Source organism: Thioalkalivibrio sp. ALE28 (assembly GCF_000377425.1).
In the GTDB taxonomy this organism is placed as follows: domain Bacteria; phylum Pseudomonadota; class Gammaproteobacteria; order Ectothiorhodospirales; family Ectothiorhodospiraceae; genus Thioalkalivibrio.
On the sequence record NZ_KB898114.1, the window covers coordinates 1 to 16528 of the forward strand.

A 16528-nucleotide genomic window follows, 5' to 3' on the forward strand; every position below is an offset into this window, starting at 1 on the left:
CGCCCGACTGCCGCGACCCCGGCCCGCGCTGTGCGGGCCGGGGTTTCCCTCGCTCCGAGGCTTTTCGCGGGCGGCGCTGAACTCGCTACGCTGCGCTTCGCTCAGACATCCAGCGCCTTTTTCCCCGCGAAAACCCTCTCCACTCGGCGCGACGACAACGGGTGGGGGTCAAGGTCAAGACAACGGCCGTCCCGACGGTCGTGCCAGTGGAGGATGGCTAGGTCTTCGCACATCTTGGGCACGCTCGGCCGTTAGCCGTTGCGTGCCGCGCCCGCGCAGCGGGCGCCGGGGGCTTTCAGGCGGCAGGGCGCGTTGTGGTGTTGTGGGGGCGGGAACACCCTCTGTTTTGACCTTCGCCTCCCGTATGGAGCCCCTCGCGGAGGGCGTGATGGGCCGGGAGAAGGCGCTGGATGTCTGAGCGGAGCCGAAGGCGTAGCGAGTTCAGCGCCGCCGGCCCAGCGCGTCCGGAGCGAGGTTCCCGGGCGAAATCCGGGTGCCCTTCTTTGGGTCCTTTCTTGGGCAAGCAAGAAAGGACCTCGCGGCGCGCTGGCGAGTCAGCGCCGGGCAGGTTGCGGACCGAAGGCACGTAAACACCGGAGGACGAACCAGGCCTAGCCACAACAGGGCAGGCGGCCAGACATAACCAACGTAAAGACGATAGCGGACAGCGGGCGATGAGCGCGCCGCGCCGTTATAATGCGCGGCTTTCCCCACATTCCGACCCGAGCGCGCCCGCGATCATGGACAAGAGCTTCGACCCCAAGAGCATCGAGCAGACCCAGTATGAACGCTGGGAGGCCGCGAACATCTTCGCGCCGCCGGAGTCGGGCGAGGCCAACTACTGCATCCTGCTGCCGCCGCCGAACGTGACCGGCACGCTGCACATGGGGCATGCGTTCCAGCACACCCTGATGGACACCCTGATCCGCTACCGCCGGATGCACGGCGACCGCACCCTGTGGCAGGGCGGCACCGACCACGCCGGGATCGCCACCCAGATGGTGGTGGAGCGCCAGCTCGCCGCGCAGGAAAAGAGCCGCCACGACCTCGGTCGCGAGTCCTTCCTCGATGCCGTCTGGGACTGGAAACACCAATCCGGCGGCACCATTACGAGCCAGATGCGCCGGCTGGGCGATTCCGTGGACTGGTCGCGCGAACGCTTCACCATGGACGACGGCCTGTCCAACGCGGTGCGCGAGGTCTTCGTGCGCCTGCATGAAGAGGGCCTGATCTATCGCGGCAAGCGGCTGGTCAATTGGGACCCGGTGCTGCACACCGCGCTGTCCGACCTGGAGGTGCTGTCGGAGGAGGAAAACGGCCACCTGTGGCACTTCCGCTATCCGCTGGCCGACGGCTCGGGCCACCTGACCGTCGCGACCACGCGCCCCGAGACCATGCTGGGCGATACCGCCGTGGCCGTAAACCCGGAGGACGAGCGCTACCAGCACCTGATCGGCCAGACCATCCGCCTGCCGCTGGTCGGGCGCGAGATCCCGATCATCGCCGACGACTACGTCGAGGCCGAGTTCGGCTCCGGCTGCGTGAAGATCACCCCGGCGCACGACTTCAACGACTACGCGATGGGCCAGCGCCACGATCTGCCGGTGATCAACATCCTGACCATCGACGCCTGCCTGAACGAAAACGTGCCGGAGGCCTACCAGGGCCTGGACCGCTATGAGGCCCGCAAGCAGGTGGTCGCGGATCTCGAGGCCGAAGGCCTGCTGGAGAAGATCGACGACCACAAGCTGATGGTCCCGCGCGGCGACCGCTCCGGCACCGTGGTCGAGCCCTACCTGACCGACCAGTGGTATGTGAAGGCCGGCCCGCTGGCCGAGCCGGCGATCCAGGCGGTGGAGGATGGACGCATCCGCTTCGTGCCGGAGAACTGGTCGAAGACCTACTTCGAGTGGATGCGCAACATCGAGGACTGGTGCATCTCGCGCCAGATCTGGTGGGGCCACCGCATCCCGGCCTGGTACGACAGCGATGGCAATGTCTTTGTGGGGCGTTCCGAGGACGAGGTGCGCGACAAGCACGGGCTGGCGGCCGATGTGGTGCTGACCCAGGACGAGGACGTGCTCGACACCTGGTTCTCCTCCGCGCTGTGGCCGTTCTCCACCCTCGGCTGGCCGGAACAGACGCCGGAGCTGCGCGACTTCTACCCGACCAGCGTGCTGGTCACCGGCTTCGACATCATCTTCTTCTGGGTCGCCCGCATGATCATGATGGGCGAGCACTTCATGGGGGATGTGCCGTTCCGCGAGGTCTACGTCACCGGCCTGATCCGCGACTCGGAAGGCCAGAAGATGTCCAAGTCCAAGGGCAACGTGATCGACCCGATCGACCTGATCGACGGCATCAGCGCCGACGACCTGGTGGCCAAGCGCACCCAGGGCCTGATGCAGCCGCAGATGGCGAAGAAGATCGAGAAGACCACGCGCAAGGCCTTCCCCGACGGCTTCCCCGCCTTCGGCACCGATGCCCTGCGCTTCACCCTCGCGGCACTCGCCACCACCGGGCGCGACATCAAGTTCGACCTTGGTCGCATCGAGGGCTACCGCAACTTCTGCAACAAGCTGTGGAACGCCTCGCGCTTCGTGCTGATGAACGTCGAGGGCCACGACTGCTCGGCGGCCACCGACACGGCGGAACACCGCACCCTGGCCGATCGCTGGATCCTCGACCGCCTGGCCGAAACCGCCGCGACCGCCACGCAGCAGCTCGATGCCTACCGCTTCGACCTCGCCGCGCAGACGCTCTACGAGTTCACCTGGCACGACTACTGCGACTGGTACCTGGAGCTGACCAAGCCGGTCCTGAACGACGAGGCCACCCCGGACGCGGTCAAGCGCGCCACGCGCAATACGCTGGTCACCGTGCTCGAGGCCCTGCTGCGCCTGCTGCACCCGGTGATGCCGTTCATCACCGAAGCGATCTGGACCAGTGTGAAGCCACACGCCGGGATCGGCGACGACGTCGAGTTCCTGGTGCAGTGCCGCTGGCCGGCGCAGGACGGCTTCCCGCGTGATGCCACCGCCACCGCCGAGCTCGACTGGGTCAAGGACTTCATCACCGGGCTACGCCGCATCCGCGCGGAGATGGACATCGCCCCGGGCAAGCCGCTGCCGGTACTGGTGAAGAACTGGACCGACGCCGACCAGGAACGCTACACCCGCCACCGCGGCCTGCTGGAATTCCTCGCGAAACCCGAGAGCGTCACCTGGCTGGATGCGGCCGACGAGGCGCCGGAATCGGCTATGGCCCTGGTCGACGACATGCAGCTGCTGATCCCGCTGGCCGGGCTGATCGACAAGGATGCCGAGCTGGCACGCCTGGACAAGGAGATCGGCAAGCTCGACAAGAACCTCGAGCAGAGCGAAAAGCGCCTTGCCAACGCGAGCTTCGTCGACCGCGCCCCGGCCGACGTGGTGCAAAAAGAACGCGACCGCGTCGCCGAGATGCACGCCACCCGCGACCAGCTCGCCGCCCAGCGCGAACGCATCCGCGCGATGTAAGGGCCTGTATTCACCACGAAGCACACGAAGGCACGAAGAAGGTCAAGGGCGAAGGGCGTTTAACAGGAAGTCGGGAAGACCGGAAGAACGAACAGGGACTAAAGGCGCTGTCCAGATGCCACCGCCTTGGGCGCAGCCCGCTGCACAGCTAGGCCAACCACCGTAAACCCTTCCCGTCTTCCCATCTTCCTGTAGATGTTTTTCCGGTTTTCTTCGTGCCTTCGTGCGCTTCGTGGTGAACAACTCAGCTAATGCGTTCGAGCATGCCGCGGTGGCGGATGAGGCGGGCAAAGCCGCGGCCCACGTGGTACCAGTGCAGCATCCAGGCCTCCCGTGCCAGTCGGGCCGCGGACACCCGCGAGCCCAGCTCGGCCGGACAGGGGCAGACGCGCAATCCCATGCCACGCGCCATCGCCGCCGACCGGGCGAGATGGAAGCGGCTGGTAATCAGCACCAGCGGCGCGCCGTCATGCGGCTCCCGCGCCAGCAGGTCACGGGCATTGCGCAGGTTCTCCAGGGTGTGCCGGGAGGCATCCTCCGTCTGGATACGCTCGGCCGCAATGCCGTGGCGGCGCAGAAATGCGGCGCCCGCGGCGGCCTCGGTCGGGCCCTGCGGGGACGTCTGCCCGCCCAGCACGAGGATCCGGGCCTCGGGGTTGCGCCGCGCCAGCCGCACCGCGCGCAACAGGCGCAGACGGTACCCCGGACCTGGCGCCCCGGCCTCCAGTTGCTGCCCCAGCACGAGGATGCACCGGCCCCTTCCGGGGCAGCGAAGCTGTCGTGACCAGCGCAGGGCATGGGTCCACAGCAGCAGCCAGGAGAGGCCGCCGGTTGCCAGGATGATCAGGTTCGACAGCGCGAAGGTCGCCAGGCCATCCGCGCCGATGCGCCGCAGTCCGACCCGTGCCGCACCCACGCGAGTCCGCTCAGGCCTCGTCTTCGGGGGTCGTGCCGCCGGTGAAACGCAGCCGCGCGTTGCGCCGGCGCCGCGCCCAGAAGTGCAGGGCCCGTGGCAGATTCAGCGCCATCTGGGTGTAGTACACGGCCTTGAAGGCGCGCAGCGACCACTGCACGCGGGTGTTGCGGTAGACATCGCCGGCCAGCAGGGAGATCACCGCCTGCTCCATGCCCAGGGTGTTGCGCGGCCCCATGAACAGCTTGCGCATCACCGGGCTGTTGAAGCGGTAGATCAGCCAGGAGAAGCGGCGCACGCCCCGGCGAACGTCGCGCTCGAACGCACGCAGGTAGCGTCCGGCGCGCACCGGGCGCGCGAGGCAGCGGTCCACCGCGTCCGCGGCGCGGAAGCCCCCCGACATCGCGATATAGACCCCGCTGGAGAACACCGGGTCGACAAAGGTAAAGGCATCGCCCACCAGCAGGTAGCCCGGGCCATGGGCCTGACGCGAGCGGTAGGAGAAATTGCCGGTCGCATTCACCGGACCGGCCAGTTCCGCGCCCTGCATGCGCTCGAACGCCGGGGGACACAGCTTCAGCGTCTCCCACAGGAACGCCTCCGGCTTGGTCCTGCGCGTCTTCAGGTATTCCGGAAAGCACACCGCGCCCACGCTCATCGCACCGTCACGCAGCGGGATCATCCAGATCCAGCCATGCTGGAACCAGTAGATACTGATGTTGCCGGCATCCCGCCCGGGACGCCGCGGCACATTATTGAAGTGGCCGAAGATGGCTGCGCTGTTGTGCTCCGCGTTGCGCGTCTTCAGATCGAGGCGGCGCGCCAGGAAGGTATCGCGCCCGGAGGCATCGACCACGAAGTCGGCCTCGAACTCCAGCGTGTTCCCGGCCGCGTCGCGCGCGGTCACCTGCTGGGTCCCGCCGTTCGCCGGGTCGGCCAGGGCCACATCCGAGACCGTCACCTCCTCCAGCACCCGGACCCCCAGGCGCGCGCTGTTCTCCAACAGCAGGTGATCGAACTCCGAACGCCGCACCTCGTAGGCCGAGGCGGGGGTATCGTCGTTCAGGGCACGTTCGAAGTAGTAGGTGCGCGGCGCATCGGGCGCCTCGGGGATGGTGAACTCGGCCCCGTGCTTGGGGATGCCGAGGGTCGCGACCGCGTCGGCAATCCCCAGCTCCTCGAACAGCGGCATGTTCATCGGCAGCAGGGATTCGCCGATGTGGAAACGCGGATGCCGGGCCTTCTCCAGCAGCACCACGTCGCGACCCTTCTGCGCCAGCCGGGAGGCAACGGTGGAACCGGCCGGACCGCCGCCAATGACCAGTACCTGACAGCGACCGTCCGTTCCCGCGTTCTCTACCGCTTGTTTCAAATGCTGTCTCCACTGGCCATCCGGGCGCCCAAAACGGCGACCCGAACCGGTCGCGAGGGTACCACGACCCCCAAGGTGTGGGTATCATCGGCGCCCAGCAGGGTGACCGCCACGCGAAGTGGAAGTTCGCGGGCGGTCACAAAACCGCACATCACGACACCCCGGGGGAACACGTGGCATCGCAAACAGCGTTCGAACAGGAAGTCGCCCAACTGATCGTCGACAGTCTCAATCTGGAGGACGTGACGGCGGGGGAGATCGAGCCGGAAGACGCCCTGTTCCGCGACGGGCTGGGTCTGGACTCCATCGACGCCCTGGAACTGGCCCTGGCGATCTCGCGCGCCTACGGCGTCCAGATCCGTTCCGACGACGAGAACAACCGCCAGATCTTTGCATCCCTGCGCGCCCTGAGCGCCCACATCGAGGCGAACCGAGCCGCGTCGTGAACACCCCGCTCGCCGCCAGCGTGGCCCTGTGCTATCCGGTCGCGGTCGTGTTCGGCGTGGCCTTCGAGGTCCCCTTGCTGCCACTGGCGATCCTGGCCGTGCTGATCCTGGTGGCGAGCTGGGGGGCCCTGGGGCCCGCCGGGCGGGCCGCGCTGGTCCTGGCGCAGGCCGCCGCCGTCGCGCTGTTACTGACCCTTGGCGCCGGAACCTGGCTGCTGTACGCCATACCGGTCCTGATCATGGGGCTGCTGGCGTGGCTGTTCGCGCGCTCGCTGCGCCCCGGCTCCACGCCGCTGATCACCCGCTACGCCCTGGCCATGGGCGCCTCCGACACCCCCGCGGTGCATCGCTACACGCGCAATCTGACCATTGCCTGGGCGCTGCTGTGCGGTGTCCTCGCCCTGGTCTCCGCCTGGCTGGCATTGTTCGCCTCCGCAACGACCTGGGCGCTGTTCGCCAACGGAATTAACTACCTGCTGCTGGCCAGCCTGTTCCTGCTGGAGTACCCGCTGCGCCTCTGGCTGCTGCGCGACGAGCCGCGCAGCGGTTTCCTGGCCTACCTGATCGAGCTCGCGCGGGTCGATCACCACCGGATGCTGAGGCACCCGTGACGGACCCGACAACGGACATGCGGCCGCTGATTGCCGAAGCCCCGGAACCGCTGGCCCGGATCGGGGATCGCCGGGTCTCGCGCGCGGCGTTCCTCGCCGACGTGCAGGCGCTGGCCGCGCAACTGCCGCCGGCCCGCGCGGCCTTCAATCTGTGCCAGGACCGCTACCACTTCGCGGTCGCCTTTGCCGCGATCCTGCTGCGGGGTCAGACCAACCTGCTGCCGCCCAACCGCGGCCGCACGACCCTGGCCGAGATCGCCGGCCAGTATCCGGATGCCATCGCCCTGGTGGACGGCCCGGACGCCGAGATCGCCATCCCGGTCCTGCGCGTCGCCGCCCGCGGCGAGGCGGGCGAGGCCATGGGCCCCGTGCCCGCGATCCCTGGCGAGCAGACCGCCGTCCTGGCGTTCTCCTCCGGCAGTACTGGCACGCCCACGGCGCACGCCCGCAGCTGGACGGCCCTGCATGCGGTCACCGCCCAGGCCCTGGAGGCCCTCGACCTGGCGGGCCACCCCGGCCCCACCCTGGTCGGCACGGTACCGCCACAGCATATGTACGGCCTGGAATCGACCGTGCTGTATGCCCTGCTGGGGCACACCACGCTGCTGGCCGGACGCCCGTTCTACCCCGAGGACGTGCGCACGGCGCTGGCCGACAGCGCCCCGGCGGTGCTGGTGACCACGCCCTTCCACCTGAAGGCCTGCCTGCGCGCCGGCCTCGAGTGGCCGTCACCGACCCGCATCCTCTGCGCCACTGCGCCGCTGTCCCCGGATACCGCCGCCCGGGCCGAGCGGGTCTTCGGCTGCCCCCTCGACGAGATCTACGGCTGCACCGAGGCGGGGGCCATCGCCACGCGCCGCACGACCCGCGAGTCCGCCTGGACCACCTATCCCGGGGTAGAGATCCATCCCGGAGACACCGGGCGCGCGTGGGTCCGGGGCCCGCAACACCCCGAGCCGGTGCCGCTTCCGGACCATATCGAGGTGCAGGACACGCGCCTTTTCCGCATGGAGGGCCGTCTCGCCGATCAACTGAATATTGCCGGCAAGCGCGCCTCGCTGGCCGATTTGAACCGGCGCCTGAATGCCATCCCCGGGGTGCTCGACGGCGTCTTCATCCCTCCGGATCCCGAATCGGACACGCACGGCGTCACCCGCCTGGCGGCCCTGGTGGTCGCCCCGAAACGCAGCGAGGCCGAGATCCAGGCGGCACTGGCCGACTGCATGGACCCGCTGTTCCTGCCGCGCCCACTGGTGCGGGTTGACCACCTGCCGCGCTCGGCCACCGGCAAGCTGCCGCGTCAGGTCCTGCTGGACCTGCTCGCCCACCACGGCCAGTGCGCCTGACGGCGCGCCGCCCCATGCAACCGCCGGCCGTCCAGTCCACCATCCGCCGCATCGGGGCCGAGCACCCGTCCCTGCCCGGGCATTTTCCCGGCCACCCGGTGGTCCCCGGCGTGGTAATCCTCGATCAGGTGGCAGCGGTCGCGCGGGCCCACGGTCTCGGACCGGTCGCGGCCCTCCCGCAGGTCAAGTTCCTCGCGCCGCTGACACCGGAGGCCGCGTTTCGCATCGAGATCGACCCGCCCGGTCGTGGCGGGCGGCAGGGGTTTCGCGTCGTGGCCGCCGAGGGCGATCCGCCGGTCACCTTCTGTTCCGGCCAGCTGGTCACGCTCCACGACACCCCGGATCCATGAGCCGCGCCTGGTTCCAGCAGGCGGAACGGGGCTCGCCGCTGGCCCTGCGCATCATCCTGTGGGTGGCCCTCAATCTCGGGCGCCGGGCCAGCCGCGCGCTGCTGTACCCGATCACCGCGTATTTCCTGCTGTTCGCGCCGCAGTCGCGGCGGCACAGTCGCAATTACCTGCGCCGGGCGCTGCAGCGCGAGCCGCGGCTGGCGGACCTGGCGCGCCACCTGCACAGCTTCGCCGCAGTGATCCTCGACCGGGTCTTCCTGCTCGCCGGGCAGGATGCCTGCCTCGATATCCGGGTCCACAACCGCGAGACCTTCCTCGAACACGTGGACAGCGGCCGCGGCGCGATCCTGCTGGGCGCGCACCTCGGCAGCTTCGAGGCCCTGCGCGCCCTGGCGGTGGGCAAGTACGACTTCCCGGTGCGGGTCCTGATGTACAGCGACCACAATCAGAGCATCACCCAGGTCCTGGAGGCGCTGAATCCCGAAGTGGCCGCGTCGGTGATCCCGCTGGGGCGTACCGAGACCTTGATCCAGGCCCGCGAATGCCTGGATCGCGGGGAACTGATCGCCACCCTGGGCGACCGCGTCGCCGAGAGCGACAAGATGGTCGCCTGCGACTTCCTCGGCGACACCGCGCTGTTCCCCCAGGGGCCGTTGCTGCTGGCCGCGGTACTCAAGGTCCCGGTGATCCTGTGCTTCGGGCTCTATCGCGGCGGCAACCGCTACGATATCGTCTTCGAACCCTTCGCCGAGACCCTCGACGCCCCGCGCGGGCAGCGTGACGAGATCCTGGCCCAGTGGGTACAGCGCTATGCCGACCGCCTCGCGGCGCGGGTACGCGAAGCCCCCTACAACTGGTTCAATTTCTATGACTTCTGGGACGATGCATCCAAATAGGCGAGGCCACGGCCTTGGCCCGCGTATCCGCCAGTCCGGCATCACGCTGATCCTGGCCTTGGGTCTTCTCGCCCCTGTATCGGCCCTGGCCAACGACACCCTCGGCGCATTGCTGGAAGCCCTGACCACCGAGCGGGCAGCGACCCTCGCGTTCGAGGAGCGCCGCGACGATCCGATGCTGGAGTTCCCGGAGATACGTTCGGGCTCGCTGGCCTTCGAGCCCCCCGATACCCTTACCCGCCAGGTCGACGGCCCGCGGGGCGAGACCGTGCACATCGAGGGCGACACCCTCACCCTGGAACGGCGTGGCTCCAGCCGCGAGATCGACCTGAACGAACAGCCCGCCCTGGCCACCCTGACCGGCCTGTTCCGCGCCCTGCTGAACGGCGACCGCGAGCAACTGGAGGCCGATTTCGAGATCGAGCTGACGGGCGACATGGAGGCCTGGACCCTGGAGCTCGTCCCACGGGACCGCGCCCTGCGCCGCATGGTCCCCGAACTGACCCTGACCGGCGCCGGCGACGAACTACGCGAACTGATCACGGTCGAGTCCGGCGGACACCAAAGCCACATGCGCTTCGAGCCGCCGCAGTACGCGGACTAGGGAAACACTGATTGATGTGCCCGTCCCGCATCGCCCTGGGCCTGTGGCTGGCCGCGCTCACGCTGGCCACGCTCACGCTGGCCCTGCGCGGCGAACTGGTTACCGACCTGCAGGGCTTTGCCCCGGACCCGATCAGCGCCGACGGCATCGTGCTGGATCCCGGGGCCGGCCCGGCCGGACGTATGCTGCTGCTGGCGATCGCCGGGGGCGAGGCGCGCGATCGGGCCGCGGCCAGCGATGCCCTGGTCGCCGCTCTGGAGGATGTCCCGGACGTGGCGGGCGTCCACAACGGCCGCCTGGACCCCGACGACCCGGCCCTGGAATTCCTGATCGAACATCGCTACCTGCTGAGCCCGCAGATCCATGCCGATGCCTTCAGCCAGGATGCCCTGCGCGAACACCTGCAGGCGCGCCGCGATGACCTCTCCAGCGCCGTCCCGGAGCTGCCCCGGGAACTGATCCCGCGCGACCCCACCGCCGAGACTCGGGTCGTTCTGGAGCAGCTCGCCACCACCGGCGGCCGGGCAACGACCGGGCCGGACGGGGTCTGGGTGACCCCCGATCGTGAACGGACGCTGCTGGTGCTGCGCAGCACCGCCGACGGCATGGACCTGGACGCCCAGGCGGCCCTGATCGAACGCACGCGCACCGCCTTCGCCGACCTCGACCCGCCGGAGCTGCGCCTGCAGATCGCCGGCCCGGCGGTCATCGCGGTGGAATCGCGGGCCACCATCCGAGGCGAGGTCACCTGGATCACCACCGGCGCCAGTATCGCCCTGGCCCTCCTGCTGCTGGCGGTGTTCCGCCACCCGCATCCGGTCTGGCTGGCGGCCGTACCGCTGGCGAGCGGCATCCTGATCGCGGCGGCGGTGGTCACTACGGTCTTCGGGCACCTGCACGGGATCGCGCTGGCCTTCGGCATCACCGTGCTGGGGATCGCCCTGGACTACCCCTTGCACCTGTTCGCCCATGCGCAGCGGCGCGACAGCCCGCACCTCGGGGACGCACGCCTGGCGCAGGCCGCGCGCGAACTGGGGCCCGTGATCGCCCTGGGCGCTGGCAGCACCGTGCTGGTGTTTGCCCTGATGGCCCTCACCGGCTTCTCCGGCATGGCGCAGCTGGGACTCTTCGTGCTGACCGGAGTGGCCGTGGCCGCCGTGACCACCCGCTGGGTCCTGCCGGTCCTGGTACCCGCCCGGTTGCAGCGCGAGGGCCTGCCGGCTCCGAGGCTGCCGGTCCCGGTCGCGCTCGCGCACCCCCCGGCGCTGGCCCGCTGGGGCGTCGCCCTGCTGGCCCTGGCCGCGGTCGCCGTGGTGGCGAGCGCCGATCCCTTTCCGTGGGAAGACCGCCTGTCCGCGCTGCACCCGGTGCCGGAGGAGCAGGTCACGCTGGACCAGGAGCTGCGGGGCGCACTGGGGCTACCGGACGTCCGCCACGCCCTGCTGATCACTGCCGACTCCGCGGAACGAGCCCTGCGCGCCAGCGAGGCCCTGGTCCCGGAGCTGGAAGCCCTGCGCGCGTCCGGGCTCGTGGACGGCTTCGGCCACCCCGCCGAGGTACTGCCAAGCCGGCAGCGCCAGCAACAACGCCAGGCCGCGCTGCCGCACCCCGATGACCTGCGCGAACGCCTGGCAGCGGCGAGCGCGGATCTCGGGTTCCGCGAGGGGGCCTTCGCACCCTTTGTGGAGGACATCTCGGCGGCTCGCGAGCAGGCACTTCTGGCCCCGGAGACCCTGCCGGACGGCCCCCTGCGCAACGCGCTCGACCCCCTGCTTCAGCCACACGAGGACGGCCAGGGCTGGACCGCCTGGGTCCGCCTGCAAGGGGTCCGGGATGACGAGGCCCTGGCGCGCTGGGCCGCGGACATCCCGCGGGCCGACCTGTCGGAACGGGAGGGGAACGGCGCAGGCGTGCACCACATCGATTTCTTCCGGGCCTCCGAGGAACTGGTCATCGGCTTCCGCGACGAGGCCCTGCAGCGCCTGGCGCTGGGTCTGGTGGCCGTCGCGCTCTTGCTGCTGGTCGCCACTCGGGCCCCGGGGCGCAGCCTGCGTATCCTGACGGCCGTCGGCACCGGCTTGCTGCTGACCCTGGCCGCACTGATCCTGCTGGGCGTCCGGCTGTCGCTGTTCCACCTGATCGCGCTGCTGCTGATCGCCGGGCTGTGTCTGGACTACGCGGTGTTCTTCAGCCGCCCCCTGCGGGATGCCGCGGCGCGCCTGCGCAACCTGCGCTCGGTCGGCGTCTGCGCGCTGTCGACCCTGGTGGTGTTCGGGCTGCTGGCCCTTTCCAGCCTTCCGGTCCTGCAGGCCCTGGGCCTCACGGTGGTGCTGGGCGTGGTATTTTCCTTCCTCGCGGCGGCCCTGCTGGCGCCCGAGGTCAACCTAGGAAAACGCTGATCCAGGCGAGGCCGCCTGACACCCATCCACCCGGAATCGCCTCCGGCCACTATCCACAGAACACGCCCCATGGACCCACTGGTCATCACCGCCCACACCCTGACAAGCGCTGCCGGAACCGGGATCGCCGCCAACGCCGAGGCCCTGCGCAACGGGGTCAGCGGGCTGCGCCCCTGCGATCTGGAAAGCGTGAGTCTGGACACCCACATCGGCCGCGTGCCCGGCGTGGAGGCCATCACCCTGGAAGGCGAGCTCGCCCCGTTTCAGTGCCGCAACAACCAGCTCGCCGAACTGGGCCTGCGCCAGGATGGCTTCGCCGACGCGGTGGCGGCGGCCGTTGCGCGCTACGGCGCCGATCGGGTGGCCGTGCTGCTGGGCACCAGCACCTCGGGCATCGCCGCCACCGAGGCCGCCTACCACCGGCGCGACCCGCAGACCGGGGCCCTGCCCCCGGATTACGACTACCAGCACACCCAGAACATGTTCTCGCTGGCCGATTTCGTCGCCACCCGCTTCGGCCTGTCGGGGCCGGCCCTGGTGGTCTCCACCGCCTGCTCGTCCAGCGCCAAGGTCTTCGCCGATGCCCGTCGCTACATGGCCGCGGGGCTTTGCGACGCGGCCGTGGTCGGCGGTGTCGACAGCCTGTGCGGCATGACGCTGTATGGCTTCAATGCCCTGCAACTGGTGGCCGCGCAGCCCTGCACCCCGCTGGACCGCGACCGCGCCGGGATCTCGATTGGCGAGGCCGCCGGCTTCTTCCTGCTGGAACGCCCCTCGCCGGATACCACGGGACCACGGCTGACCGGTCACGGCGAATCCAGCGACGCCCACCACATGTCCGCCCCGCACCCCGAGGGCCTGGGGGCCGCGACCGCCTTGCAACAGGCGCTGGAGCGCGGCGGACGGCGGGGCGACGAGATCGACTACGTGCTGATGCATGCCACCGCAACCCCGGCCAACGACGGCGCCGAGGCCCGCGCCCTGGTGCGCAGCCTGGGGCCGCGCCCGCGCGCCGTGGGCACCAAGGGTCTGACCGGACACACCCTGGGCGCCGCCGGCGCGGTGGGCGTGGCCCAGGCCCTGGCCAGTCTGGACGGCGGCTTTGTGCCACCCACGGCCGGCCTGAAGATGCTGGATCCGCAACTGGACCTCGAGGCCCGCGGCGAGGCGGAACCGCGCCCGGTACAACGGGTACTGGTGAATGCCTTCGGCTTTGGCGGCAACAACTGCAGCCTGCTGCTGGAGGCCGCGCCATGAAGGCCATTGGACTCCATGCCGTGGGGCTGCTGGGCCCGGGACTGGACGACTTCGCCAGTGCCCGCCCCGTGCTGGCCGGCGAGACCCCGCTGGCGAGCCGCGAGGTCCACGTCCCTCCGCCCGGGCTGCTTCCGGCCAACGAGCGCCGACGCACCACCGCCACCATCCGCCTCGCCCTGAAGGTCGCGGAAGAGGCCACCGAAGGGGCCGATCGCAGCCGGCTGCGCAGCGTGTTCGCGTCATCCTCCGGCGACATGGACATCATCGACCGCATCTGCGATGCCCTGACCCAGCCGGAGCCGGTAGTGTCGCCGGTGCAGTTTCACAACTCGGTGCACAATGCCCCGGCCGGCAACTGGTCGATCGCGACCCGCAACCCGGCGCCGGCCACGGCGCTGTCCGGCTACAACGCCAGCCTGGCCGCGGGGCTGCTGGAGGCCGCGACACTGCAGCTGGACGAGGGCGGCGACGTCCTGCTGGCCTGCTACGACGTGCCGTCCATGGACAGCTTCATCCACGTGCGGCCCATCCATCACCCCTTTGCCGTGGCCCTGCGCCTGGGCCCGGTGGACGGCGCACCCTGGCAGCTGCAGCTCGACCTCGGAGGGCCGGCCGCGGCCGACCCCTGCCACAGTGATGACCTGGAGGCGCTGCGCGCGAGCAATCCGGCCGCGCGCGCCCTGCCCCTGCTGGAACGGCTGGTCCGGGGCACGCCCGGAAATGTTACGCTTGAGGCGCCGCTGGGCCGGTCCCTGAACATCCGGGTCGGGCCCTGAACCATCCGCCCGGATCAGGAAGATCCCGCGCATGTCATCCCGACCCGAGACCCTGGATCACGAGGCCATCTGCCGGCTGCTGCCGCATGCCGGCGCAATGTGTCTGCTGGATACGGTGGAGGCCTGGTCCGACACCACCATCCATTGCCGTGCCGAAAGCCACCGCGACCCGGCCAACCCGCTGCGCGGCGAGGCCGGGCTGCATGCCCTGGCGGCGCTGGAATACGGCGCCCAGGGCATGGCCGTGCACGGCGCCCTGCTGGCCGATGCCGGGCCGGCGCGCGCCGGCTATCTGGCGGCGGTGCGGGATCTGCAGCTGCAGACCCGTCGCCTCGACAGCCTGGGAGCGGCACTGGAGATCCACGCGGACTGCATCCTGTCGGACCGCAACAGCTCCATCTACGACCTGCGCGTAAGCGCGGGCGCACAGCCGGTGCTGAGCGCCCGCGCGACCGTCATCCTGCAACCCGCCGACGACGAGGACAGCCCGTGACTGCACGCGCCCTGATTACCGGCGGCAGTGGCGCCATCGGCGCCGCCATCGGCCACGCCCTGGCCATGGCCGGCCACGAGGTCATCCTGCATGCCCATCGCAACGCCGCCGCGGCCGAGGCGACCGCCGATGCCATCCGGGCCGATGGCGGCCAGGCCCGGGTGCTGGTATTCGACATCACCGACGAGGGGGCCTGCCGCGAGACGCTGGAACCCCTCGCGGCCGAGCAGCCGGTACAGATCCTCGTCCACAACGCCGGCATCCACGACGACGCGCCACTGGCCGGGATGCGCCGCGAACAATGGGACCGCCCGATCGATGTCGGCCTCAACGGCTTCTACAACGTGACCCAGCCGCTGCTGCTGCCGATGATCACCACCCGCTGGGGCCGGGTGATCGCGATCTCCTCGGTAGCCGGGCAGATCGGCAATCGCGGCCAGACCAATTACGCGGCGGCCAAGGCCGGCCTGCACGGCGCCATCCGCTCGCTGGCCCAGGAGGTCGCCTCGCGCGGCATTACCGCCAACGCGGTCGCCCCCGGCATCATCGAGAGCCCCATGAGCGAGGGAAGCTTCGATGCCGAACATATCCGCAATCTGGTGCCGATGCGCCGCGCCGGCCGGCCCGAGGAGGTCGCGGGCGTGGTCGGCTTCCTGGCCAGCGACGCAGCCAGTTACGTCTCCGGCCAGGTGATCGGTGTCAACGGCGCCCTCGCCTGACGCCTCCATGAGCACGGTCGTCGCCCTGATCCCCGCCCACAACGAGGCGGCCACCATCGAAGCGGTGGTGGCCGGCGCCCGCGCGCAGGTGGACCGGGTGATCGTAGTGGACGACGGCTCCGAGGACGCCACCGCCCGCCTGATCGAGGATCAGGCCGAAGTCCTGCGCATGGACGAGAACAGTGGCAAGGCCAGCGCCCTGTGGGCCGGGATGCAGCATGCCCTGGCCACCGGCGCCGAGGCGGTGGTGACCCTGGATGCCGACGGCCAGCACGACACCACCGAGATCCCCGCGCTGGTCGCCGCGTGGCACGAGACGCCGAACCGGCTGGTCCTGGGCGCACGCCTCAAGGGCCGCGAGCACACCCCGCCGCTGCGCCTGTTCGGCAACCGCATGGCCGACTTCTGGATTGCCTGGGCCTCCGGGCAGCCCCTACGGGACTCCCAATCCGGCTTCCGCATCTACCCGGCCGCCCTGCTGCGGCGCCTGGACCTGGCCCACCACCGGGCCCGCGGCTTCGTGTTCGAGAGCGAGGCCCTGATCGTCGCCGAACGCCTGGGATTCCCGGCACGGGTGGTCCCGGTACGCTGCATCTACCCGGAAAACCACCGCCCCAGCCACTACCGGCCGACCGCGGATACCCTGCGGATCATCGCCATGGTTGCCGGCCGCCTGCTGCGCCGCGGAATGCGCCCGCTGGGGCTGCTGCGTTCGCTGGGCGTGATCCGCCGTTAGGGAGACGCTGATTGAATCGCACGTCCGCGTTGGTGCCCCCTGTTTTCCGAGACAAGGCGCGTCGTGCAGCGGGTAGTGGTTCTACCCGCAAG

At 70.0% G+C, this 16528-nt stretch carries 15 protein-coding genes; 13 read left to right on the top strand and 2 right to left on the bottom strand.

Annotated features, from left to right (window positions below; genetic code table 11):
* Positions 1-740: 740 nt before the first annotated feature.
* A complete protein-coding gene (locus D105_RS0113640; RefSeq protein WP_018878770.1) occupies positions 741-3518 on the top strand; it encodes a valine--tRNA ligase in 2778 nt (925 codons plus the stop codon).
* A 244-nt stretch (positions 3519-3762) separates the two neighbouring features.
* Here the strand turns inward: D105_RS0113640 and D105_RS0113645 are convergent, their stop codons facing one another.
* Both D105_RS0113645 and D105_RS0113650 read right to left on the bottom strand, forming a co-directional pair.
* Positions 3763-4434, bottom strand: a complete 672-nt coding sequence (locus D105_RS0113645) for a YdcF family protein (protein WP_018878771.1) — start codon at positions 4432-4434, stop codon at positions 3763-3765.
* 10 nt (positions 4435-4444) lie between these two features.
* Positions 4445-5803: an NAD(P)/FAD-dependent oxidoreductase gene (locus D105_RS0113650; protein WP_018878772.1), complete on the bottom strand. Its 1359-nt coding sequence runs from the start codon at positions 5801-5803 to the stop codon at positions 4445-4447.
* Between the two features lie 173 nt (positions 5804-5976).
* On the opposite strand from D105_RS0113650, the gene D105_RS0113655 reads away from it, so the two are divergent.
* From D105_RS0113655 to D105_RS0113710, 12 genes are all read left to right on the top strand, one after another.
* Positions 5977-6249: a phosphopantetheine-binding protein gene (locus tag D105_RS0113655; RefSeq protein WP_026279160.1), complete on the top strand. Its 273-nt coding sequence runs from the start codon at positions 5977-5979 to the stop codon at positions 6247-6249.
* Entirely contained in the window at positions 6246-6860 is a 615-nt protein-coding gene (locus D105_RS0113660; RefSeq protein WP_018878773.1) for a hypothetical protein, read from the top strand. The genes D105_RS0113655 and D105_RS0113660 overlap by 4 nt, the downstream gene beginning before the upstream one ends.
* 17 nt (positions 6861-6877) lie before the next feature.
* Positions 6878-8206, top strand: coding sequence for an AMP-binding protein (locus tag D105_RS0113665; RefSeq protein WP_018865746.1), 1329 nt, complete (start codon positions 6878-6880; stop codon positions 8204-8206).
* A gap of 14 nt (positions 8207-8220) precedes the next feature.
* Positions 8221-8556, top strand: a complete 336-nt coding sequence (locus tag D105_RS0113670) for a hypothetical protein (protein WP_026279161.1) — start codon at positions 8221-8223, stop codon at positions 8554-8556.
* Positions 8553-9452: a lipid A biosynthesis acyltransferase gene (locus D105_RS0113675; RefSeq protein WP_018865748.1), complete on the top strand. Its 900-nt coding sequence runs from the start codon at positions 8553-8555 to the stop codon at positions 9450-9452. Before D105_RS0113670 ends, D105_RS0113675 begins: the two co-directional genes overlap by 4 nt.
* Positions 9453-9510: 58 nt before the next feature.
* The gene (locus tag D105_RS0113680) at positions 9511-10056 is read left to right on the top strand and encodes a LolA-related protein (protein WP_038028317.1); all 546 of its coding nucleotides are present in this window, start codon (positions 9511-9513) and stop codon (positions 10054-10056) included.
* Positions 10057-10070: 14 nt separating this feature from the next.
* A complete protein-coding gene (locus tag D105_RS0113685; RefSeq protein ID WP_018878774.1) occupies positions 10071-12455 on the top strand; it encodes an MMPL family transporter in 2385 nt (794 codons plus the stop codon).
* A gap of 69 nt (positions 12456-12524) precedes the next feature.
* Positions 12525-13712 carry a beta-ketoacyl-ACP synthase gene (locus tag D105_RS0113690; RefSeq protein WP_018878775.1) on the top strand — a complete coding sequence of 396 codons (1188 nt, stop codon included), beginning with the start codon at positions 12525-12527 and terminating at the stop codon, positions 13710-13712.
* A complete protein-coding gene (locus D105_RS0113695) occupies positions 13709-14488 on the top strand; it encodes a beta-ketoacyl synthase chain length factor (protein ID WP_018878776.1) in 780 nt (259 codons plus the stop codon). The genes D105_RS0113690 and D105_RS0113695 overlap by 4 nt, the downstream gene beginning before the upstream one ends.
* Before the next feature lie 31 nt (positions 14489-14519).
* Complete coding sequence (locus tag D105_RS0113700) at positions 14520-14981, top strand: hypothetical protein (RefSeq protein ID WP_018865753.1); 462 nt, start codon at positions 14520-14522, stop codon at positions 14979-14981.
* Entirely contained in the window at positions 14978-15700 is a 723-nt protein-coding gene (gene fabG, locus D105_RS0113705) for a 3-oxoacyl-ACP reductase FabG (RefSeq protein ID WP_018878777.1), read from the top strand. The genes D105_RS0113700 and fabG overlap by 4 nt, the downstream gene beginning before the upstream one ends.
* 7 nt (positions 15701-15707) lie before the next feature.
* Positions 15708-16436, top strand: coding sequence for a glycosyltransferase family 2 protein (locus tag D105_RS0113710; RefSeq protein ID WP_018878778.1), 729 nt, complete (start codon positions 15708-15710; stop codon positions 16434-16436).
* Positions 16437-16528: the final 92 nt, after the last annotated feature.